Below are 23,991 nucleotides of genomic sequence, written 5' to 3'. Positions count from 1 at the left end.
TCATGGCAACGAAGAGAAATTATTCTTCGAAAAGTAAGACTACGAACAGAAAACGAAAAAATACCAAAAAAGAACAAAAGATCCAGCAGCAGAAAGCTGCCGCATTCCGGGAAGAAGTAATCTTATGGGGAGTCATCGCAGTTTCCTTAGTTCTTTTTATCAGTAACTTTGGTGTTGGAGGCAGGCTTGGCAACTCGCTCAGCAGTTTTTTCTTTGGCATGTTTGGACTGGTCGCATATATTTTCCCAATCGTTTTATTTGCCGGAAGTTTCTTTGGAGTTTCCAATAAAGATAACCCATTTGCAATTTTAAAACTGATCGCTGCAATTCTTTTTTTCATATTTATCTGTCTGTTCTCAGAACTGATAGTATCCAAATCTGCGGTAATGACACCAAAGGAAGCATTTCAGTATAGTTCTTCCAGAAAAGCCGGCGGTGGAATCGTGGGAGGATGTCTGGCATACATACTGGTTCCGGCATTCGGAATCATTGGAGCATATATCATTGATATTATTGTTCTGATTATCACGATGGTTCTGATCACCGAAAGATCCGCTTTAAAAGGTGTACAGAAAGGAAGCAGAAAAGTATACGAAACCGCCCGCGAAAATACAGAGCGTTATCAGGAGATCCGGGAGCAGCGGCAGGAAGAGAAGGCCAGAAGAAGAATGGACCGTAAGGTCAGTGGTGTCTCACCGGATACACGGATTACAACTGCAAAGAATAATTCCAAAACGGATGAATTAAATGAAATCAAAATGGAAAATTATCCGGAATTGTGTGAAGTAAAAGAAGAAAAAAAGGTAAAAATCAGTCCAAATCCCAAAAAGGAAGCGGTTTTCCCACCAGAACCGGAACTTGCTTTTCCGGCGCAGGAATCACCGGCGGATGCTTCTTTGGATGACCTTGTAATCCATGGCGAATTTGACGCCCCTGTAAAAAAGACTTCCGTTCCGGTAAAACTGGCTTCTCCTTCTCCGGCAGTTTCAGCATCACCGGAACCAGCAAAACATGAGAAACCGGTTGCCACGGTAACACCAGAACCGGAAACAAAATTAGAAGACGAAGTACGTGAAGTAGAGAATGCCATTGAAGAATCAACAGAAACGAAGGAATATGTATTCCCACCGATCGATCTTCTGAAAGCTCCTTCCGGCAAAAAATCCGGAAATACGAAAGAAGAAGTCCGTGAAACAGCAATGAAATTACAGCAGACTTTAAAGAATTTCGGTGTAAATGTAACCGTAACGGATGTCAGCTGTGGACCGGCGGTTACAAGATATGAGATCCAGCCGGAGATGGGCGTAAAAGTAAGTAAGATTGTCAACCTTGCAGATGACATTAAGCTGAATCTTGCAGCGGCTGACATACGAATAGAGGCTCCAATCCCTGGAAAAGCAGCTGTTGGAATTGAAGTTCCAAATAAAGAAAATGTTATGGTGCCTTTCCGTGAACTTGTTGAGTCTGAAGAATTCCAGTCTTCGCAATCAAAGATTTCCTTTGCAGTCGGAAAAGATATTTCCGGAAAAGTAACCGTTACCGATATTGCGAAAATGCCGCATCTGCTGATCGCAGGTGCAACCGGATCCGGAAAATCGGTTTGTATCAATACCATTATCATGAGTATTCTATACAAAGCACATCCGGATGACGTAAAGCTCATTATGATCGACCCGAAGGTTGTAGAACTGAGTGTGTATAACGGAATCCCGCATCTGATGATCCCGGTTGTTACGGATCCGAAAAAAGCAGCCGGTGCACTTCACTGGGCTGTAAATGAAATGACCGACCGGTATAATAAGTTTGCAGCGGCAAATGTGCGTGAAATCAATGGTTATAATGCAAAAGTTGATTCTATTGAAGTCCCGGAAGGACAGGAGCGGCCAAAGAAAATGCCACAGATCGTGATTATTGTAGACGAGCTGGCAGATCTTATGATGGTGGCATCCAATGATGTAGAAGAGGCAATCTGCCGTCTTGCACAGCTGGCGCGTGCTGCCGGTATTCACCTTGTCATTGCAACACAGAGACCATCAGTCAATGTCATTACCGGACTGATCAAGGCCAATATGCCAAGCCGAATTGCTTTTGCGGTTACATCCGGTGTGGATTCCAGAACAATCCTTGATATGAATGGAGCAGAAAAGCTGCTTGGAAAAGGCGATATGTTATTTGATCCGCAGGGAACACCAAAACCAGTCCGTGTCCAGGGCGCTTTTGTTTCTGATAAAGAAGTTTCCGATGTTGTTGAATTTTTAACTTCCAACAATGGAAAAGCAGAGTATAATAACGATATGGAAGAAACATTAAATAATATGCCGACAACCGGAGGCAATACCGTATCCATATCTGACAATGACTCCGGCAATGACGGAAGAGATGCATATTTTATGGATGCGGCCCAGATACTTATGGACAAGGAACGTGCTTCCATCGGAATGTTGCAGCGTTATCTGAAAGTTGGATTTAACCGTGCCGCAAGGATCATGGATCAGCTGGAGGAAGCAGGAATCGTTGGACCGGAGGAGGGTACCAAACCAAGAAAAATCCTGATGTCTCCGGAAGAGTTTGCTCAATTTATTGACGAAAACAGTTAAAAGTGATAAACATTATTAGTATATATACATAAGTGGAGGAGTTAAAGAAATGAAAACCGATATTCAAATCGCACAGGAAGCAAAAATGGATCTGATCAAAGACGTTGCCGCAAAACTCGATATTACAGAAGATGAACTCGAGCTTTACGGAAAATACAAAGCAAAATTATCAGATGAGTTAATGGATAAAATCAAGGACAGACCGGATGGTAAGCTGATCCTTGTAACAGCCATCAATCCAACTCCAGCAGGTGAAGGAAAAACAACCACCAGTGTCGGACTTGGACAGGCTTTTGGAAAGCTTGGCAAAAAAGCAGTGATCGCTCTTCGTGAGCCATCATTAGGACCATGTTTTGGCATTAAAGGTGGTGCTGCCGGCGGCGGTTATGCGCAGGTTGTTCCAATGGAAGATCTGAATCTTCATTTTACCGGAGATTTCCATGCAATCACCTCTGCAAATAATCTTCTTGCAGCACTTTTAGACAACCATATCCAGCAGGGAAATATCCTTGGAATCGATCCAAGACAGATCGTATGGAAACGTTGTATGGATATGAATGACCGTGTGTTACGTAATATCGTTGTCGGACTCGGAAGCAAAATGGATGGAATGGTAAGAGAGGATCATTTTGTAATCACAGTTGCATCTGAAATCATGGCTATTTTATGCCTTGCTGATGACATGAATGACTTAAAAGCACGCCTCGGCCGGATCATTGTTGCATATACTTTTGATGGAAAACCGGTTACAGCAGACGATCTTCAGGCGACTGGAGCTATGGCAGCTTTATTAAAAGATGCATTAAAACCAAACCTGATCCAGACACTGGAGCATACACCAGCTTTGGTACACGGTGGTCCATTCGCTAATATTGCACATGGATGCAACAGTGTCCGTGCAACCAAAACAGCATTAAAACTTGCAGATTATGTCATTACAGAGGCTGGTTTTGGAGCTGACCTTGGTGCTGAAAAATTCTTTGATATTAAATGCCGCAAGGCGAACCTTCACCCGGATGCAGTTGTCTTAGTAGCAACAATCCGTGCATTAAAATATAACGGTGGAGTACCAAAGGATCAGCTTTCAGAGGAGAATCTGGATGCATTAAAGGCCGGAATCGTAAACCTTGAGAAACACATTGAGAACCTTCATAAATTCGGTGTACCTGTTGTGGTAACTTTAAACTCTTTCATTACCGATACCAAGGCTGAAACTGATTTTGTAGAGCAGTTCTGCAAAGACCGCGGATGTGAATTTGCCCTTTCCGAAGTATGGGAAAAAGGCGGAGAAGGCGGAATTGAGCTTGCAAACAAGATCTTAGACACCCTTGAGCATAAAAAGAGCGATTTTAAAGTTTTATATTCAGACGATCTTTCATTAAAGGAGAAAATCGAAACGATTGCAAAAGAAATCTATGGAGCTGACGGTGTTACATATTCCGCAGCTGCAGAAAAAGAATTAAAACGAATCACTGATCTTGGAATGTCAGACCTTCCTGTATGTATGGCAAAAACACAGTATTCCCTTTCCGATGATGCGAAAAAACTTGGACGTCCGACAGGATTTACCATCAATGTCCGTGAGGTATATGCATCTGCCGGAGCTGGATTTGTTGTTGCAATCAACGGATCGATCATGACAATGCCAGGTCTGCCGAAAAAACCAGCTGCAAACAATATTGACATTAACGATGACGGAGTAATTACCGGACTTTTCTAAGGAGAGAATCAATGGCTAAAATAATTGACGGAAAACATATTTCCCAGGAAATCAAAGATGAATTAAAACAGGAGGTTGCTGCATTAAAGGCATCCGGCAGGGAATGTGCACTTGCAGTAATTCAGGTCGGAAATGATCTGGCTTCCTCTGTATACGTCAGAAACAAAAAGAAAGCATGCGAATATATCGGCATTCGTTCACTTTCTTATGAACTGGATGAGAATACATCCGAAGACGAATTACTTGCATTGATCGATAAGTTAAATGCAGATTCTTCAGTTCATGGAATTTTATGTCAGCTTCCGCTTCCAAAACATATGGATGAGGATAAAGTCATCAAAAGAATTTCACCGGAAAAAGACGTGGATGGTTTCCATCCACAGAATGTCGGGGCTCTTGTAATTGGACAGAAAGGTTTTGTTTCCTGTACTCCGGCCGGAATTATCCAGCTTTTAAAACGCAGCAATATCCAGATGGAAGGAAAACATTGCGTGGTAATCGGAAGAAGCAATATCGTTGGAAAACCTATGGCACTTCTGATGCTTCGCGAGAATGCTACCGTTACCATCTGTCACTCCAGAACCCGGAATTTGAAAGAACTTTGCAAAGAAGCTGATATTCTGATTGTTGCAATTGGAAAGCCACAGTTTATCACTGCAGATTATGTCAAAGAAGGAGCAGTTGTCATTGATGTCGGAATTCATCGCGACAAGAACAACAAGCTCTGTGGCGATGTAAAATATGACGAAGTTGAACCGGTTGCATCTGCAATTACTCCGGTTCCAGGCGGAGTTGGTCCAATGACAATCGCCATGCTCATGCATAACTGTGTAGAAGCAATGAAGATGTATTCTTAAATAAATGGGGAAAACTTATGAAATGTATATACTGTGGAGCTGAATTAAAAGAAGGCTGCATTTATTGTTCCAAATGTGGAAAAGAGGTCCAGCTGGTACCAGATTATTCAGGCATTGAAGATGATTATCTGAAAGCATTGATTACAAGCAATGAGACACCGGACGACACTGTGAAGAAAAACATTTCCAATAAGCCACCGGTAAAACCGAAAAAGCAGGAGACCGAACCCGAAAATAAAAATAGCGATAAAGGCAATGACAAAAAGAAGAAAAAGAATCAGAAAAAGAAACTGATTATCGTGATCTGCTCTGTTGTAGCCATTGTGATAGCAATTATCTCAATTATTATTCTGCTTCAGTTTCAGCAGAAAGAAAGGCAGAATAATTCCGTGGATTATCAGCTGCAAAAGGCAAAAGAAGCAGAGAATTCCGGCGATTATACCGAGGCAGAAAAGTATTATAAAAAAGCGCTGAATCTTGATTCCAAAGACGCTGATATCCCGATGGCGCTCGGAGATCTGTATTTAAAACAAAAGGATTACGATTCTGCCATTACCGAATATAAAGAAGTACTGAAACTTGATAAAGCGAACAAAACCGCATACAAGAATCTGATCTCCATTTATGATAAACAAAAAGATTATGATTCGATTATCGCGCTCAGCAAAACGGTAACGGACAGTAAACTTCTGGATCTTTTTTCTGATTATCTGGTTACTGCACCTGTTTTTAATCAGACAGCAGGAACTTATGACGAATTCATTGATATTAAATTATCCGGTCAGAATTCATGCAAGATCTATTACACCAAGGACGGAAAAGATCCAATTAAATATGGTGAACGCTATACGGATCCGATCCAGCTTGATGAAATGGGAGAGTATGAGATCAAAGCGGTATGTGTCAATGACAAAGATATTTATTCGGATGTTGTATCCAACAAATATAAGATTGATATTCCAGCCCCGGATATGCCGGTCGTTACCCCGGATGGTGGAAATTTTGGAGCGGAAACAACTGTAACTGTCTCTGTTCCTGATGGCTGTAAAGCTTATTACACCTGGGATGGAAGTGATCCGGATGAAAATTCACAGGAGTACACAGAACCGATTCCGGTTCCAGATGGAAACAATGTCCTTTCGGTTGTATTGATTGATGAATCGACCGGTTTATCCAGCTCGATCTACCGAGGTAACTTTGTATATTTCCATTAAAATAATGAAATAAAAATAACGGATGTTTTCACAACTTATGAAAACATCCGTTATTTTATGTAAAAAATTATTCTTCCGGAATAAACTCAATATAATCCTTTTGCATTTTGCTTACACGGGCAAGAGAGTATACTTCAAATCCCTGTGATTTAATCTTTTCACGTCCCGGCTGAAATGACTTCTCAATCAGAATACCAACACCGGCAATCGTTGCATGTGCTTTTCGAAGCAGACGGATTGCACCGGTAGCTGCCTCACCATTGGCAAGGAAATCATCGATGATAAGTACGTGATCTTTCTCTCCGATATAATTGGCAGATAAGGTCAGTTCATAGCTTGTACCTTTGGTATAAGAAGTAACCTGGGTCTGATAAAGGTTGTCGTTCAGGATCTTGGATGGCTGTTTCTTTAAGATGACAAGTGGAATCCCAAGCTGCTGTGCCGTCATCAGAGCAGGAGCAATACCTGAGCTCTCAATGGTTACAACCTTTGTGATTCCTCTTCCCTTAAAATGTTCAGCGAAATCCTGTCCTATATGAAGCATTAACTCAGGGTCAACCTGATGATTCACAAAACTGTCAACTTTGAGAATATCTTCGCTGATAATGCTTCCGTCATTTTTGATTTTTTCTTCAAGTTCTTTCACGGTAATTACCTCACACCTTCATTCATTAGTTCATCCATTATATCATTATTTCCTCAAAAAAAGTAGAGAAATCCCTAATTTTCCGGAAAAATTTTTGCATAAAGATCTTCCACAATATGATCCAGAAATTCTTCGGATAAATTTGGATATTTTGACGTGATGATTGTTGAAATTTCCTGATATCGTGGGAAATACAAAAGTTCGCTGGAATTGACATCCGTGGATTCGGTTCCAGAGAAATCTTTATTCTGCAATGCTTCCGCGTAAGAATCCATAAACCAGGAAATAATAGCATCGTATGTATTTTTCTCATTTGAAGCAGACATCCTTAATTTATTCAATGACGCAAATGCATGAATTCCGACAAATAAGAAGAACGCAAATAAAATCCCCATAACAACAGTCAGAATAATTTTGGTATCCTGCACAATCTGGAGTGGAAGCACTCCCATCCAGAGTAAGATGAGTAACAGAATTCCGGCGATTCCAACTATGCTGAAACTCCATGCGGTAGATTTCATATCTTCCAATCGGGTATTCTGGTCAACGTATATTTTCATAAATTCCTCCTGTCCTGCAGCTTTTCGCTGGCAGTGTAACTTGTGACGTTACCACATTCTGATAAAAGTATAGTATAAAAAAACAGAAAAGAAAATGATTTTTTATGTTGTTTTACCTTGATATTAAAAACCGATTTTTATTTTTTAACCCAATTATACGAAAATGAAATGGAAAGATAAAGTGATTTGCAATGGCAATTATTTTTTAGGTCAACTGTTTTGTCTGATTTCAAAAATTGTTAGAAACCTCTTCCTAGACTTACTGTAAAACAAGTGTTAAAATACCATCAGTATAGTGCTATTAAATTATTTAATTATCGAACAGAGAATATGAAAGAATGTTTAATGAAGTGTCAGGGCAGTTTCATTGTTATTGATAATCCAGATATTAAAACAGGTGAAGATTACTAAAGAAGCAAAGACACGTGACAACAATAGTCAATTTTCTACTCTTAAAAACATTACCTTTTTTTAATCCTGGGTTCGTTAATCTATTATAGCACCATTTTCAAAAACAATTCTTTCTCTTCCTGACTTTTATAACACAGTGAAGAAAAAGAAGAACATCCCACAAAGGGAAAAGAAAATAAGAAGAAAGAATTGCAGGAGGACAAAGTTTATGAAAAAGAAAGTTGTCGCAGAATTCATTGCAATCGTTACAGGAATATAGATATGCTACAATGTTTCTCAGAAATTGAGGAAAGAGAGGAGTTATCATGCTTTATATAACATTTAAACAACCAGAGAACTTTAATCGGGATGTTGATGTATACTTTAATAATAGATACGAAGATGAATGGTTAGAAGATCCTGTAGTAAAACAGATTGTACGTGATATTGATCACTCAGAGATATTATCAAATCGCGCAGTGGAAAGCCCTGTTCTTGGGATTATTCCCCTTACCCGAATTTCCGGTGGAGCAAAAGCGCTTATTCTTATGCTGAAAACAGATCGTATTATCTGGGGCACTGCATGCGGGGATAATTGCGCAGATTGGATCAATAAAATCAGCCGTATGAAAGATATTACATTATTTTATGAACATCCTATGGAATTTAAATGCGAATTGAATGGTGTTTGCATAGATACCAATAAACCAATTCATAACAATGATGATTTTATGCGTTGCTATTTAGAAAGTAAGGGGTTTGAATTTTAATGCCAGTTATTAAGATTAGAAATAGAGAAATCTCATATGATTTTGAATTTAAACAGAAATTTCTTTTTATCCGTGGAGATTCGGGAGTAGGTAAAACGTCATTAATTCAGTTGGTTGCAGATTACAATTTGAATCCAGATGCGGTTAATTGTGATGGAGATACAAATATAAGAGTGCTGATATCGAAAAATGATTTGACAGAGCATGGACTCATTTTCTTTTTGGATGAGAACTCACCGTTATTGGTCGAGTCTCAAAGTGCATCCCTCTTTAATGCTTCTGATAATTATTTTGTCATCATCACTCGTTCAAGAAAGTTTAACGGATTTAAAACGGGATTAGACAGTATCGTTACAATGTTTCCAGGTGCAGATGGTACGCATACAGTTGAACCAACATATCCAAGGAAAAACATTTGAATATTCTTGGAGATCGTATTGTATGCGAAGATACAAAATCGGGAAAGCAGTTTTTGGAGAAAGTATTGAGAATACAAATTGATTCGGCTGGTTCCAAAGATCGTTTTGGAATTGCACTTAGAAAATTAAAAACGCATTATAAAGAGTCAAAATTTACGATTGTGTATGATAGGGCAGGAATCAGTTTCAGTTATGCAGATCAAATGGATTATCTTAAAGCTATAGGGGTTGAAATCATATCTGAAATTGATTGGGATAGTTTTGAATCATATATTTTAGAATCAGATGAATATGGAGTTGAAGTTCCGTGGTATCCAGATAAAGAAACAAATGCGACAAGATTATTTCAGCAGTGTATTTCAAATAATTATACAAAAAGTAGTATTCCGGAAGATATGAAACTTCCAGTTTATTGGAAAGTAAAAGAGGCATTGGTGTGTATGCAGAGACCGGATAATAAATTGACACGTGTAGAATTTTAAACAATTTTCTTGTCAAACTGGACTACCCAAAACATAGGTTCTGACATAGTACCAAAGAACCATTTTCAAAAACAATTCTTTCCCTTCCCAGATTTTATAACAAATCAAAAGAACAAAAAGAATTGTAGGAGGACAAAGTTTATGAAAAAGAAAGTTATCGCAGGAATTATCGGTATCGCAGCAATCGTTGCAATTACTGTAGGTATCGTTATCGTTAATCAGAAACCAGAATTGGCAACCAGCACAGTTACCATAGAAGCAGGAGAAGAATTCAAGCCGGAAGCAAAAGACCTCTTCAAAGGTAAACACAGTGGTGATGTCAAAATCGACACAAGCAAAGTGGACACAGACAAAGTGGGCGAATACGAAGCCACTGCAACATACAAAAAGCACAGTTACACAATCACGGTTAAAGTAGAGGACACGACAGCACCAACTATCACCGCAAAGTCCGAGGATCCAGTCTACACAAAGGATGTTACGGCACTCAATGCTGAGGATTACGTAACCGTAGAGGATGTTTCAGACACAACTGTAGCATTTACAGGCTATCAAAAGATGGACTCTTTAGACGCAGAGCCAATCACAGAAGCTACTGCCACAGTTCCGGAAGAGGAAGGCTTTTACAAAGCAACTATCACTGCAACCGATGCAAGCAACAACGAATCCGATACAACAATTACTTTAGTTTACGATAAAACCGCCCCAACAATCGAAGGACTTGCTGACGGTACGACAGAATCTGATCCAACAGAGGACAGCATCCAGTGTACAGCTACAGATGCCATCGACGGAGCAGTAGATGTAACAAAATCAATCGAAAAGACAGGAGACAACCAGTACACTGTTATCGCAAAAGCTACAGACAGAGCTGGAAATGAAGCAACTCAGTCCGCAACGATTACAGTACAAGCTCCACAGCCAGTTGCAGAAGCTCCAGCACAGGAATCAGCTTCAAACGAAACAACGAAGAATGCCAGCAAAGGATCTTCTTCCAAAGGCTCTGGTAGTGGAAGCGCCTCAAACAAAGGTGGAAATGCAGCATCAGGTAATGGTGGAAGCACTCAGACAACCCCAGCTCAGCAGGCACCAGCAGAACAGCCAGCCGCTCCAGAACAGCAACCTGCACAGGTAGAACAACCAGCTCAGGATAACAACTCATCAGCAGGAAGTGATGGTTCATCAAATGACAGCTTAGACCGCTATAGACAACAGGATGCTGAACGGGCTGAAACAATAGATTGGGCGTGTCCATGGTGTGGTATTGATTTCGGTTATGGACAAGCAGCTTCAGATCAATATGCAGAACATATGAGAAGTGTTCATGGTGCTCCATTATAAATAATTAAATAAGGCATTTACAAAGTTACGAGGGATCGCTCATTGAGCGGTCCCTTTTCGTCGTTTCAATATACTTCATTTCAAATACAAAAATAAAGGAGGAAGTCAAGTGAGAAAAAAGATTAGTACAAAATTGAAGATTTTATTATGCTTTGGGGTAATTCTGTTTACTGCGTTAAGCTTTAGTCCAACAACTGCATCCGCACATCATGCAGACACGGGAGGTCGTGAACCATCTAAAGTTTACGACTTTGATGAGCCATGGGATGCAGATTATGTTGGATGGTTTACACACGATAAACAAGTAAGTCCAAGAGCAACTGGAATCTGGTATGATCGGCAAGCATATGTCACGACATATTCAGTGCCGGGTTGTTATGTTCCATCTGATGCTTATTTAGTCCGGGATTATGGACAGGATGGTCCATACGCACCAGCATGTACAGATTCAGGTATGAAAGATTCGTTTTATTTATTCAGCAAGAGAGATGTGTATCAATGGGCCGTACAACACGGTGCTGTATCGGACAATGACGGCACCCTCCATGTTTGGGTTCAGCCAGCAATCGGAACTAAGACGAAAAAGGGTGGTACTTGGGTAGATGACGGTGTAACCCTTATGAATTTATACGATTGGACAAAAGCTAAACGATGGGCAAATCCAAGTACTTTCGCTTCCCATTACAACAAAGAGTTAAAAATCAAGATGGGCGTACCTGGCGGCGTCACAGTCAAATACCAGACCTTAAACGCTGGTGACGGATACAACGGAAGGCAGGACATTTTACCAAACGCTTCTTACAGTTACAATGTAGGATCAGTCCATAGCTACTCAGAAACCGGAATCAAGTCCCATATTGATTGGAACAGCAAACGTATGGTACTCGTAGGTGTGGAAGTTACCAAAGACGGCAGCTCCGCAACTGGAACTTCCGGACTTTTATGTTCCTGCGTATCAGACAGTAACCGGGTCGAAGTCGGAAAAAGTTACAATCTCTGGCAGGATGGTTTAGGCGATGTGGGCAGCCATGCAAACTCCGGTTATTCGTTTAACAAAGACCGGTCAGACATTTACAATTTTATGGTCGGACAGAACTTCCGTTGTACATTCGGAACGACAGTTACCTATCTGTACGCAGAGGTTGACGATATCTGCAAGCTGTATCAGACCATGCTTTACGACGGATACGATGTGTTAAACCAATACGGCGGAGTATCTACGATCCATGTCGGTCAGACCTACAATGTGAATAGCGTTGTCCCACAGCAGTCCAGCTACAAAAATGCAGTATGGGAATTAGTAAAGGCAGGATTTTACAAAGCAAACGGAAGTAACATTCTGGCTAGGCCAACTACCGGCGTACAAAATGAAGTATGGGGCAACTCTTCCTACAACTTCGATCTGAGCAATCGTTCTGCATGGAATTCATCCGTAAGCAATGCAAATAAGCTTTACTACACACCGACAGTGAGGGACGATTTCGAGTACATGGGAACCTATCAGGTACGGGCACCACAGATCGAGCTGTGCTATTACAAAGATGATCTTGGCAGATACCATTTATTCTCAGCCACGTCCGGCGGAAAAGCATTAAATTACTCAGCCTGTCTGATCGACCAGTACAAACGCAACACATGGAAAAATAATGGAGCAACGACAAGTTGTACAGTAAGTAGTATCCTGAGAAATCAGCCTGTAACAATCGATGGCGCTTCTCAAAAACGGAATATGGTTTTAACAGAATCCTACGCATACAGTGCAAATGCGAACAACTCTGTAAAGGAATACAACGGAAGCACAAACTGCTGGACAGACACTTCTTTACCGATCAATGGTGTAACAGACAGCAGTTCAAGATTCAAAGCCGCCAATTCACAGGATGCTTACGAGATAGCAATCGATAAAAGTGGTAATGTGACACGCAGAACAACAAAAACAACCTACGGAACAACTCCAACTATCTTCGTGGCAGTTTACGAGGGAGGTCCGATCCTCACCGTAAAAAGTTATTACACGACGGACAAAGTGCCGAATCCGTCTCGTATTTACTACTTCGAAGCTCCGCAGTCAGGCGAGTTTACTTACGGTTCTGAGACTTTAAAGAGAGGCACAAATGTTCAGTATCCAATTGGAACAACACAGGTCAGCGTTGCAACAGCATGCGATCAGGATGGACTTGGTAATGCTGATGGAAGTTTGATCAAAAAGAGAGCAGACGGTGTAACAGTTGAGTGTCGAAGAACTCGGTTCAGTACGACGAATGATCTAGCAACTGTAAATGCTGTCAAGAAACTGACAACAACTTCCAGAATCAATCAAAGCGGAATTGAAAGTGTGCTTCCAATCTGGGGAACAAACTGGAACGGAGTAATTAACTTCAAGGGCGGCGTAGCAGCCATGGTAAAACTTTACGAAGCAGATCCGGTAAAGGGTTACTGGAAAGTCGCATACGCAGATCTTGAAGACGGAGACAAGGAAGGAAGTCTTTATTCCCAGTACAAAAACACCTATTACAGACTTGGCAGACCGAAACTGATAGAACTGAATACTGCAATTATGCTGAACAGCACTATGCATTACAGAAGCTTACCGGTATCGAAAAGCAGGATAATGGTTTATCAATCGTATGGATGTTGAATCCTTACGCAGCAAATTATGCGGGATATGTGGATTAACAAAATTGGTTGGGGCGCATTGTTAGAGAAATATTATGTTTCAGATACGTTGATGAGAAAGTATAGGAAGAAAGCTTTAAACGAGCTTGAGGAGTATTATCGTAGAAAAGAATTAGAGGGAATTGAATATATACTTAGTTAAAGAACTGCTATTATATAGTGGTTCTTTGTTTTTATTACGAAAAAGGTAATAAAAATTTAAAACATTAATTCGTGGTGTATTGAAATTTCTTTTAATCAGTGATATAATTCTGTTACCAAAATGGTAATAAAAATGAGAGGAGAGGAATAATTAAGTTTGGGAATGCAGATACTGTATAAGAATGAAACTGCAAAGAAACAGTTTTGTTCTGAGTACAAGAAGAAGTGGCGATATCCTAAGCAAGTAAAAAGAAACTTGAAGCTGCAGAAAACTATATACGTAATGCAGAGTCTTTAATGGATGTTGCAAATTATCCTCCGTTTCATTTTGAACATTTAAAGGGTGATAGAAAAGATGAATGGAGCATAAGATTAGGTAATACGGGTTATAGAGTTACAATGATTCCTTGTGATAACGGTGGTAATGAGATCGTAGAAGGAGACATTTTAGCTCAGTGTAAAATGATTAAAATTGTGAAAGTAACGGAGGTGTCGAACCATTATGAGTAATGTAAATGAATACAAAGATATAGTGGCATATCACCCTGGATATTATATTGCGGATATTATTGAAGATATGGAAATAAGTCAGGCTGAATTTGCCACAAGAATGGGAACAACAGCTAAGACTTTAAGTCAGTTGATTAATGGTCAGGCTAATATTTCAAATGATTTAGCAAAGAAGCTTTCTACGATGCTCGGAACCAGCGTAGAAGTTTGGCAAAATTTACAGAATACTTATGATCAAAAGTTGATTGAAATACAGCATGCTAAGGATGTTGATGCACAGGCTGAACTTGCAAAAGAAATAGACTATAAGTATTTTGTAGATGTCATTGGTTTGCCGATTGCAAGAAGTATAAATGAAAAAGTGGCAAATTTGTGTAAATATTTTAAGGTCGCAGATTTACGAATTATGTTGCAGCCGGATTTTTTAGTGAACTTCCGATCAAGTGCATCATGTAATAACGAGAAGAATATTATTAATTCTAGAGCATGGATTCAAACAGCTATAAATATCTCAAAAAGTATTGAAACCAAGCCATATAATGCAGAGAAGCTAAAAGGTTATCTGCCAGAGCTTAGGGGGATGACGGTTAAAAAGCCGGAAGAATTCCTTCCAAGAATGCGTGAAATTTTTGCTGAATGCGGTGTCGCTTTTGTCTTGTTACCACATCTAAAAAATTCAGGTGTGAATGGTGCTGTTAAATGGGTATCAGAGGATAGAGTAGTACTTGCGATGAATAATAGAGGGTTAGATGCAGATAAATTCTGGTTCTCATTATTCCATGAAATTAAACACGTACTTCAGCAAAAAATTAAAACTGTATTTATTAGCAGCACAGTTGAAGAAATGAAAGATATCAATGATAAATTGGAAATTGAAGCAGATAAGTTTGCAACAAACTATTTGATTTCACCGGCAGATTATAAAAGGCTGGTTCCAACAAGATATACTTCAGATGATGAAATTGTTGAATTTGCAAAAAGAATTGGAATCCATCCAGGAATCGTAGCTGGAAGATTACAGCATGAAGGTGTTATAGCACAAAATAGATGCTCAAAGTTAAAAGAAAAGTATGTGATAGAAATAAAGCATATTGCATAAACTAGCATGTAGGGGAGTCGTAAAATGCGATGCCCCTATTTTTTATTCCAAGGGAGGTACCAGAACGTGAGTAAACGTCAAATCATACGCAGAACGTTAAAATCAACGCCGCCTATTATGAGTGGCGTGGTTTCCGGCATTCATCCGGAAGGATATCTGACCATGGCATGAGGTAATCCAATTTTGCAGTATTGTGGAACATCCAGTTTTTCTTGCCAATGCAATAGGTTCTTTTGCTGCGTTATTAATCAAATGTTCGCTTAGGATAATATTTTCATAGTCCTTTGATAGACAAAAATATAGAATAGAATCGACAAAATAAAAAATAGAGAGCAGAGAACGAGAAAGTTTGGTATAATATGAATAATTGTGAAACGTTATGAATTTTCCGTAGACAGACAAAAACAATTCATTACACCGAAAAATTTGCGAATTTCAATATACGAAACGGTCAATTCTCTGTAGAAGAAAGGAAATTATTGATTACACCTACAAATAATTAAATTCTGACGGTGTAATTGGAAAGAAATGCCGATTTACGGAGAAAGCCACTGCATATTCCAACACGTTTTGCAATATCTGTCTGCCCAATATCATACAGATCAGATAGCCCCCATATCTAACTCATATAAGGATACTTACAAAATGAAAATCACAATATTATGCGTAGGAAAAGTAAAAGAAAGCTTCTATCGGGATGCAATCAAAGAATTTGAAAAGAGGCTCAGCCGATACTGTAAGCTGAATATTATTGAAGTTGCCGATGAAAAGACGCCGGATCAGGCATCGGACACAGAGGTTGCCCAGATCAAAGAGAAAGAAGGAGAACGTCTGCTGAAATCCATAAAAGAAGATGGATACCTGATCTGTCTGGCAATCGACGGGGCACAGCCGGATTCCGTCAAACTCGCAAAAAAGATCGAATCTATCGGGATAAACGGGATCAGTCATCTTTATTTTGTGATTGGAGGCTCCCTGGGATTATCCGACGCTGTTTTAAAGCGTGCCGATTATAAACTCAGCTTTTCGAATATGACATTCCCGCATCAGCTTATGCGGGTAATTTTGTTAGAGCAGATTTACCGGAGTTACCGGATCATCAATCACGAACCCTATCATAAATAACATAGGACTCGCTCTGTTTTCATATAGTTTAATATGAAAAACCATAAAAAAATCAATCCTGAAAATTTAATCGAAACCCTCGAACTTCCCAAAGATCTCATTCTTGGAATGCCAGTGATCTCACTTACCGGAAATTGTGAAATCCTGATCGAGAATCATCGCGGAATCACAGATTATTCGGAGCATCAGATGATCGTTCTTTCCAAAGAATTCCGTATCCAGATAGATGGAGAATGCCTGAATGTTGAATATTATACAGGAGAATCGATGAAGATCCGGGGACAGATCCATCAGATTACGTTTCTTCCATGATACAGTTTCTTTATCAGAAGCTCAGAGGCTATGTATATGTAAGATTTTCAGGGAAAAATGCAAGGCGTTGTATGAATTTATGTGTCAGACAGAACATTTCCCTCTGGAAGATCTGTGTTCTTTCAGAAGAGGAGTTCTGTTTCTATATGTATGCGGATGATATCTGGCTTTGCCGGCCAATGTTACGAAAAACGCATACACAGATAAAAATTTTAAAGCGATATGGCGTTCCGTTTTTTACATTTCATTACCGGAAACGGTTTTTCTTTCCGCTTGCGCTGGCTGCTGTATGCCTGTGCATTCTTTATTATTCCGGATTTGTATGGAAAATAGAGGTGATCGGGAATTCCAATATCTCCGAAGATACGATGATCACATACCTGCAGGAGAAAAAAGCCGGATTTGGTTCAGAAATAAATAAGATCGACTGTCCGTCTCTGGAGCTTGCAATCCGACAGGACTTTGATGCAGTGATCTGGTCATCTGTCTATATCAGAGGCACCAAACTGATCGTAGAGCTTCAGGAAAATATTAATCAGCAGAATGATACCGCACAGACATTTTCAGATCCGACCGAATGTTTAGATCTGGTCGCAGCAAAAGATGCCGTCATCACTTCCATCATTACAAGAAGTGGTGTCCCATATGTAACAGAAGGGCAGGAAGTCCATAAAGGAGATCTTCTTGTTTCCGGATGTCAGGAAATACGGGATGATTCCGGTGAAGTTGCGCAATACTATTATCAGTCTGCGGATGCCGATGTCCGTGGCATTGTTATTTATGAATACAAAGACAATATTCCGGTTCACTGGCAGGAGGAAAGCGAAACGGGGCAGAAACGTACCCATTTTTGCATTGGATGGAAAGACTGGTTTTTTGAATCTCCGGCCGTTTTCCCGGTATATGAAAACTCTCATGTTATGGAGGAATACCATCAGCTTCATCTGGCTGACAATTTTTATCTTCCTTTTTTTGCCGGGAAAAAAACATACCGTGAGTTCGAATATACGACGCAGACAAACAGCGAAGAGACTGCTGCAGACAAAGCAAAGCAGAATCTTGACCAATTTTTATCAAATTTAGAACAAAATGGGGTTCAAATTATCAGCAAAAATGTTAGAATGATTAAAAGAAGTACCAATTATGTGATTACGGGCGAGATCAAAGCCTGTGAATCGATCGCCGTACCGACACCGACGGCACAAAAAGAAATACCTCAGGAAGGAACCACAACGGATGAGCATGAATGAACTAGCAATCAATATCCCTTTGGAGCATATGTCAAATGTCTTCGGGCAGTTTGATGTTTATATACGTAAAATAGAAAAGACACTTGGAGTGACGGTCATTGTCCGTGACGACCAGTTAAAGATCATCGGCAATGATGCAAATATCAAAGCTGCCAGCGAAGTATTTACGCAGCTTTATGAGCTTTCCAAACGCGGAAACGTGATTACAGAACAGAATGTCAACTATGCGCTTTCCCTGCTTGCAGAGAAAAAGGAGACTTCTCTTGTTGAGATCGACAAAGACATCATATGTCATACCATAACCGGGAAACCGGTCAAACCAAAGACACTTGGTCAGAAGGATTATGTCGATGCCATCCGCAATAAAATGATTGTATTCGGTATGGGACCGGCCGGAACCGGTAAAACCTATCTTGCAATGGCAATGGCGATCACCGCGTTTAAGAATGAGGAGGTAAGCCGTATCATCCTTACGCGTCCGGCAATTGAGGCAGGAGAGAAGCTCGGCTTTCTCCCGGGAGATCTTCAAAGTAAGGTAGATCCGTATCTGCGTCCTTTATACGATGCATTATACCAGATCATGGGAGCTGAGAGTTTCCAGAAGAACATGGAAAAAGGACTGATCGAGGTTGCACCGCTTGCCTACATGAGAGGCCGTACACTGGATAACGCTTTTATTATTCTGGATGAAGCCCAGAACACCACACCTGCACAGATGAAAATGTTCCTTACCCGTATCGGTTTTGGCTCAAAAGCGGTAATAACCGGTGATGCAACACAAAAAGACCTTGCACCGGGCAGCAAATCCGGTCTGGATGTTGCTTTGCGTGTATTAAAGAATATCGATGAGATCGGTATCTGCAAACTGACGAGCAACGATGTTGTACGTCATCCGCTTGTTCAGAAGATTGTTCAGGCATACGACGATTTTGAGAAGAAATCCTCTTCCAGATCATCCGGAAGAGCAAAACAGGTGAAAAAATGAATTTAAAAGAGAGAGCATCTATTTTTCGGATCTTATCATTGGTCGGTATCGGAATATCGGCGATGGTTTTATCGGTTCTTTTATGTCTGATCAAAAAATTATATATTGATGAAAGTATCTGCATTGTATTATTTTGCGTATTTTTCCTTGCGGTTTTTATTCTGGAACTGGAGTTGCAGCGCAAACGGGCGGCAATCGGTAAGAACACCGAGACAAGCTTTTCAAAAATTGCCATTATGTTTGCAATCTGCTGTCTTCTGGAACTTTTAATGAACTGGCTGCCGGAATTTTACAAACCCGTGATGCTGATCGCACTTTTTATGTATGCGGTAAGTAATGAACTGATTGCATATACTGCGGTAACTTATTTTATCAGTCTGTATGCACTTCTTTTTTCACCGGGCACGACAGAACTGATTGTACTTTTTGCAATGAGTATTCTTGCGATTGCGGTAGGCAGCGCGCTTACGAAACCTTCTTATCGGTTCTTAAGCGGAATTCTGCTGTTCCTGTTTAATCTGATTCTTCCGGTTTTTGCATCATACTGGACCTATCATAAGATTAGTATGATCCAGTACGTTTACGGGGCAGTCGAAGGACTTTTTACTGCAGTTGTAGTGATATGGTTCTTTTTACGTCTGAAAGAAGATACGGCGAATCAGATCACAATCAATTATATCGATATGATTCAGGATACCTATCCTCTGGTTGCCGAGGTAAAAGCGTTTTCTGAGATTGAATATCAACATGCAAGAAAAGTTTCCGATCTTTGTTACCGTGCAGCCCAGAAGTTAGAATACGATGAAAATCTTTGTGCTGCCGCCGGATTTTATTACCGGCTTGGGCGCTGGGAGGGTGAACCATATATTGAAAACGGCATCAAGCAGGCGCAGAAATACTGTTTTCCTCAGAAATTGATCCGGATTCTGGGTGAGTACTACGGCGAAGTCCGTAAGCCATCTACACGGGAATCTGCGCTGGTACATATCGTGGACGCAATTGTCAAAAAAATAGAAGTATTAAATGAAGATGTTACATTGAGTGACTGGAACAGGGACATCCTGATTTACCAGTCTCTTGATGATTTTTCCTCTTCCGGACTGTATGACGAATCCGGAATGAGCATTAATCAGTTTTTACGTCTTAGAGAATATCTGGTAAAGGAGGCTTTAAAATAATGAGTTTTTACCTGGAAGAAGAATGTCCGGTTCCGTTTTCGTTTGATTATCAGGCACTGGCCGAGAAAGTTGTCGGTTTTGCTCTGGAGCATGAGGCATTTCCATATGAAGCAGAAGTAAACCTTACGCTTACGGATAATCCCGGCATTCACACGATCAATAAAGAATACCGGGATATCGACCGCCCGACGGATGTCCTGTCATTTCCGATGTTATCTTATACAACACCGGGAGACTTTTCTTTTTTGGAAGAAGAGAACGATGATGACTTTAATCCGGACACGGGGGAAGCAATTCTGGGGGATATTATTATTTCGGTTGATAAAGTAAAGGAACAGGCCAAAAGCTACGGGCACAGCGAAGAACGTGAATTTGCTTTTTTGATCGTACACAGTATGCTGCATCTTTTCGGTTATGACCATATGGAACCGGACGAGGCTGCTGTTATGGAAGCAAAACAGCGTCAGATATTGGAAGAAATGAACATCACAAGATCATAGGAGGAGATTATGAAAAAAAGATTATGCACACTCTGTCTGATTCTTCTGGCAGTGGGAACCACATTTGCCGGATGTAAAAAGAAAACATCTGATCAGACATCCGAGAAAAAAGAGACCCAGACGGTTGCAACAGAAGAACCGCAGCTGGCAGACAATCATGAGGGGCAGGCGCAGAGTATTCTGACCGGGGAATGGATCGACGAATCTCTCGCATCCAAACGTCCGATTGCACTGATGATTGAAAATACTGAGGCTACACTTCCGCAGTATAACATCAGCAAAGCGGATCTGATCTACGAATGTCCGGTAGAAGGCGGAATCACCCGTCTTATGGGACTTTATCAGGATTACAGCGGTATGGACCGAATCGGAAATGTCCGCAGCTGCCGTCTGTATTATGTATATTTTGCGAAGGAATTTGATGCAATTTACGTACACGCAGGAGAGAGCAAGTATGCGGTAGACGTACTGGACAGCGATTTTATTGATAACATTGATGGAATAAAGTCTGTCGGTAATACCTGTTTTTACCGTACCAATGACCGCAAAGCACCTCATAATCTGTACATTTCTTCCGATGGAATCAGCCAGGCAATCGAAGAACTTGGTTATCGCACCGATTTAAATGCAGATTACAAGGGGCATTATCAGTTTGCAAAAGATGAAAATCCAGTCACCCTCACAGACAGCAGTGATGCAGCTGTGGTATCTTTAGCGTATGTCAATCCAAAACCATGGTTTGAATATCATGAAGATGACGGATTATATTATCGATATGAATTTGGAAATCCTCAGAAGGATGCGGTGACAGACGAACAGCTTGCAGTCAAAAACATCATTCTTCAGGAGTGTAACAGCCATATTATGGATACCGGAAACGGTACTCTTGATGTAGATTATATGTCCGGTGGAAAAGGAAAATATATCTCAAACGGAAAAGCGATCGACATTACATGGAAAAAAGATTCCGATACTTCTCCAACCAGATATTACAATGCCTCCGGCAATGAAATTACGCTGAATCAGGGAAAAACATGGGTATGTATTATTCCAAGCGATACTGCAGAGAATAACATTGTCTATGGCTCCAAAGATGAATTCGAAGCGAATAAGTAAGGAAATCTAATAAAATGAACAAGTCGAACAACAAAGGAACCAATTTTCTGGTTCAGGGATCGATCCTCGCAATTGCATCTATTGTCAGCCGCGTGATCGGTCTGATCTACCGGATTCCGATGACAAATATTATCGGAGATCTCGGAAATAACTATTATGGCTGTGCATTTGATATCTATAATGTCATGCTGATCATATCTTCATACAGTCTGCCTCTTGCCGTCGCAAAGCTGGTTTCAGAACAGATGGCAAACGGCAGACGGAAAATGGCTTATCAGGTATTTAAATGTGCCATGTTATTTGCAATCATTGCGGGTGCTGTCTGTGCGCTTATTGTATATTTTGGTGCAGACTTTTTTACAAGCTCACTTTTGAAAACACCAAATAGTTTATTTGCACTGCAGATTCTGGCTCCGGCCTTAATCATTGTTGCTGTTCTTGGCGTAATCCGTGGATTTTTTCAGGGAATCGGAACTATGATTCCGAGTGCAATCTCCCAGGTTATTGAACAGATTGTAAATGCAATCGTCAGTGTCTGGGCTGCTTATGTTTTGTATCAATATGGTTCTAAGATCGGAAAAGTTCTTGGAAATGAAAAACAGTATGCGGCAGCCTATGGCGCAGCCGGAGGTACTCTTGGAACCAACCTCGGGTCAGTTGCAGGACTTCTGTTTGTTCTGGTTGTTTTTATGACTTATATGAAAGTATTCAAACGCCAGATGCGCAGGGAACGCAAGTCCAAAACAGCGTCTCTTTTGTATACCTTCCGCATTCTGATTGCAACGATTCTTCCGGTCCTGCTCAGTACGATCGTATATAGTATTGCCGGAATTCTGGATCAGGGAATTTTTAAAAATGTTGCGTTGCTTCAGGGATATTCCGAGAACGATATCGATATCTGGTGGGGTGTTTTCTCTGGAAAGTACAAGCTTATGATCAATGTACCTATTTCCATTGCATCCGCACTTGCCGCATCTTCAGTGCCTTCTCTTACCGCGGCATACACGGAAGGAGATATGGACAAGGTACGTTATCAGATCAATGCAGCAATGCGTTTTATCATGATTGTTGCGTTGCCTTGTACCGTTGGACTGGCTGTGCTTGCACGCCCGATTTTTGCAATCCTGTTCCCGGGAACTATCGAAACACTTGATCTTGCAGTCATGATGATGGTCGTTGGTGCATGTGCGGTTGTTTTTTATTCGGTATCTACGTTATCCAATGGGCTGCTTCAGGGAATCAACCGTTTAAAAGAGCCGGTGACAAACGGTGCATTTGCACTTGTGGCGCATATTGTTGTACTTGTCGTTTTAATGATGTTTTTCAGGATGAATATCTATGCTGTAGTCATTGCCAATGCATTCTTAGGACTTCTTATGTGTTTCTTAAATGGAATGGCAATTAAAAAATACAGCAAATATCATCAGGAGGTTATTAAAACCTTCCTGATTCCGGGAATCTGTTCGGCAATTATGGGGATTATCTGTTATCTTGTTTATCATGGTCTTTATGAGGTCACTTCACAGATCTATGTTGCTTTTCTTGCAGCATTTGTGATTGCCGTTTTCGTATATGCAGTAAGCCTGCTTTTACTGAAAGGGCTGACAGAAGATGAGATCAGACATTTTCCAAAAGGAGACAGCCTTGTAAAGGTTGCAAAGAAATTTCATTTGTTATAATAATACAAAATTTGAATAAAAACGAAAAAAATGCAGATACTGTATTTCGGGTGATGATATATGAAACGAAATCTTAGTATCTGCATTTTTTTATTTTTCATTGTACTGTTACTGATTTCTGTAATAATTCTTTTTAACGATCACAAAGAATCCGAACAATTACTTCCTGACTCACAGGAAACACAAAACAGTGAATCCGAAACGGTTATAAACAGTAACAAAGAAATAAAAAGCTATCAGTATATTATTTTAGAGGATCAGGGCAGATTGTCCGTCTACTGTTCCGACAACACAACTTTATATATGAATACCGGAATCCCGGTCAATGCACTTACCGATGAATTAAAGAGCCGGCTGCCTTCCGGTATCTGTTTCGAAACAGAAGAGGAGCTCTACGAATTCCTGGAAAACTATTCCAGCTGAT

21 protein-coding genes are annotated in these 23,991 nt (G+C 40.4%); 19 read left to right on the top strand and 2 right to left on the bottom strand.

Annotated features, from left to right (window positions below; genetic code table 11):
* Positions 1 to 2: 2 nt before the first annotated feature.
* Genes FYJ75_RS02940 through FYJ75_RS02925 form a run of 4 tightly spaced genes read left to right on the top strand, consistent with a single transcriptional unit; the run spans position 3 to position 6,388 of the window.
* Entirely contained in the window at positions 3 to 2,597 is a 2,595-nt protein-coding gene (locus FYJ75_RS02940; RefSeq protein WP_154428696.1) for a DNA translocase FtsK, read from the top strand.
* A 49-nt stretch (positions 2,598 to 2,646) separates the two neighbouring features.
* A complete protein-coding gene (locus tag FYJ75_RS02935) occupies positions 2,647 to 4,317 on the top strand; it encodes a formate--tetrahydrofolate ligase (RefSeq protein ID WP_154428694.1) in 1,671 nt (556 codons plus the stop codon).
* A gap of 11 nt (positions 4,318 to 4,328) precedes the next feature.
* On the top strand, positions 4,329 to 5,174 hold the full coding sequence (gene folD / locus FYJ75_RS02930) for a bifunctional methylenetetrahydrofolate dehydrogenase/methenyltetrahydrofolate cyclohydrolase FolD (protein ID WP_154428692.1): 846 nt from the start codon (positions 4,329 to 4,331) through the stop codon (positions 5,172 to 5,174).
* 17 nt (positions 5,175 to 5,191) lie between these two features.
* The gene (locus FYJ75_RS02925; RefSeq protein WP_154428690.1) at positions 5,192 to 6,388 is read left to right on the top strand and encodes a chitobiase/beta-hexosaminidase C-terminal domain-containing protein; all 1,197 of its coding nucleotides are present in this window, start codon (positions 5,192 to 5,194) and stop codon (positions 6,386 to 6,388) included.
* A gap of 67 nt (positions 6,389 to 6,455) precedes the next feature.
* On the opposite strand, the gene FYJ75_RS02920 is transcribed toward FYJ75_RS02925, so the two are convergent.
* Both FYJ75_RS02920 and FYJ75_RS02915 read right to left on the bottom strand, forming a co-directional pair.
* Positions 6,456 to 7,034 (bottom strand): xanthine phosphoribosyltransferase, encoded by a 579-nt coding sequence (locus FYJ75_RS02920; protein ID WP_328596844.1) that lies wholly within the window; start codon positions 7,032 to 7,034, stop codon positions 6,456 to 6,458.
* Between the two features lie 74 nt (positions 7,035 to 7,108).
* A complete protein-coding gene (locus FYJ75_RS02915; RefSeq protein ID WP_154428688.1) occupies positions 7,109 to 7,594 on the bottom strand; it encodes a hypothetical protein in 486 nt (161 codons plus the stop codon).
* A 716-nt stretch (positions 7,595 to 8,310) separates the two neighbouring features.
* Here FYJ75_RS02915 and FYJ75_RS02910 point away from each other — a divergent pair.
* The 15 genes from FYJ75_RS02910 to FYJ75_RS02840 all read left to right on the top strand — a co-directional run bounded on the left by FYJ75_RS02910 (position 8,311) and on the right by FYJ75_RS02840 (position 23,990).
* The gene (locus FYJ75_RS02910; protein ID WP_154428686.1) at positions 8,311 to 8,754 is read left to right on the top strand and encodes a DUF4869 domain-containing protein; all 444 of its coding nucleotides are present in this window, start codon (positions 8,311 to 8,313) and stop codon (positions 8,752 to 8,754) included.
* On the top strand, positions 8,754 to 9,173 hold the full coding sequence (locus FYJ75_RS02905; RefSeq protein ID WP_154428684.1) for a P-loop NTPase family protein: 420 nt from the start codon (positions 8,754 to 8,756) through the stop codon (positions 9,171 to 9,173). The genes FYJ75_RS02910 and FYJ75_RS02905 overlap by 1 nt, the downstream gene beginning before the upstream one ends.
* The gene (locus FYJ75_RS02900; protein WP_154428682.1) at positions 9,170 to 9,655 is read left to right on the top strand and encodes a hypothetical protein; all 486 of its coding nucleotides are present in this window, start codon (positions 9,170 to 9,172) and stop codon (positions 9,653 to 9,655) included. The genes FYJ75_RS02905 and FYJ75_RS02900 overlap by 4 nt, the downstream gene beginning before the upstream one ends.
* Positions 9,656 to 9,796: 141 nt before the next feature.
* Complete coding sequence (locus tag FYJ75_RS02895) at positions 9,797 to 10,996, top strand: hypothetical protein (RefSeq protein ID WP_154428680.1); 1,200 nt, start codon at positions 9,797 to 9,799, stop codon at positions 10,994 to 10,996.
* A gap of 109 nt (positions 10,997 to 11,105) precedes the next feature.
* Positions 11,106 to 13,634 (top strand): hypothetical protein, encoded by a 2,529-nt coding sequence (locus FYJ75_RS02890; protein ID WP_154428678.1) that lies wholly within the window; start codon positions 11,106 to 11,108, stop codon positions 13,632 to 13,634.
* Positions 13,635 to 14,315: 681 nt separating this feature from the next.
* Complete coding sequence (locus FYJ75_RS02885; RefSeq protein WP_154428676.1) at positions 14,316 to 15,422, top strand: HigA family addiction module antitoxin; 1,107 nt, start codon at positions 14,316 to 14,318, stop codon at positions 15,420 to 15,422.
* Between the two features lie 645 nt (positions 15,423 to 16,067).
* Positions 16,068 to 16,547, top strand: a complete 480-nt coding sequence (gene rlmH / locus FYJ75_RS02880) for a 23S rRNA (pseudouridine(1915)-N(3))-methyltransferase RlmH (protein WP_154428674.1) — start codon at positions 16,068 to 16,070, stop codon at positions 16,545 to 16,547.
* Between the two features lie 33 nt (positions 16,548 to 16,580).
* Complete coding sequence (yqfC, locus tag FYJ75_RS02875) at positions 16,581 to 16,859, top strand: sporulation protein YqfC (protein ID WP_154428672.1); 279 nt, start codon at positions 16,581 to 16,583, stop codon at positions 16,857 to 16,859.
* On the top strand, positions 16,856 to 18,109 hold the full coding sequence (locus FYJ75_RS02870) for a sporulation protein YqfD (protein WP_154428670.1): 1,254 nt from the start codon (positions 16,856 to 16,858) through the stop codon (positions 18,107 to 18,109). The genes yqfC and FYJ75_RS02870 overlap by 4 nt, the downstream gene beginning before the upstream one ends.
* A complete protein-coding gene (locus FYJ75_RS02865) occupies positions 18,096 to 19,094 on the top strand; it encodes a PhoH family protein (protein WP_154428668.1) in 999 nt (332 codons plus the stop codon). The genes FYJ75_RS02870 and FYJ75_RS02865 overlap by 14 nt, the downstream gene beginning before the upstream one ends.
* A complete protein-coding gene (locus tag FYJ75_RS02860; RefSeq protein ID WP_154428666.1) occupies positions 19,091 to 20,272 on the top strand; it encodes a hypothetical protein in 1,182 nt (393 codons plus the stop codon). Before FYJ75_RS02865 ends, FYJ75_RS02860 begins: the two co-directional genes overlap by 4 nt.
* Positions 20,272 to 20,772: an rRNA maturation RNase YbeY gene (gene ybeY, locus FYJ75_RS02855; RefSeq protein ID WP_154428664.1), complete on the top strand. Its 501-nt coding sequence runs from the start codon at positions 20,272 to 20,274 to the stop codon at positions 20,770 to 20,772. Before FYJ75_RS02860 ends, ybeY begins: the two co-directional genes overlap by 1 nt.
* 9 nt (positions 20,773 to 20,781) lie before the next feature.
* On the top strand, positions 20,782 to 21,888 hold the full coding sequence (locus FYJ75_RS02850) for a DUF3048 domain-containing protein (RefSeq protein ID WP_154428662.1): 1,107 nt from the start codon (positions 20,782 to 20,784) through the stop codon (positions 21,886 to 21,888).
* 14 nt (positions 21,889 to 21,902) lie between these two features.
* Positions 21,903 to 23,567, top strand: coding sequence for a putative polysaccharide biosynthesis protein (locus FYJ75_RS02845; protein WP_154428660.1), 1,665 nt, complete (start codon positions 21,903 to 21,905; stop codon positions 23,565 to 23,567).
* 60 nt (positions 23,568 to 23,627) lie between these two features.
* Positions 23,628 to 23,990 (top strand): hypothetical protein, encoded by a 363-nt coding sequence (locus tag FYJ75_RS02840; RefSeq protein WP_154428658.1) that lies wholly within the window; start codon positions 23,628 to 23,630, stop codon positions 23,988 to 23,990.
* The last annotated feature ends 1 nt before the right edge of the window (position 23,991 follow it).

The sequence above is a fragment of the Roseburia porci genome, from assembly GCF_009695765.1.
Lineage (GTDB): Bacteria > Bacillota > Clostridia > Lachnospirales > Lachnospiraceae > Roseburia > Roseburia porci.
This window is presented reverse-complemented; position numbering and strand designations above follow the sequence as displayed.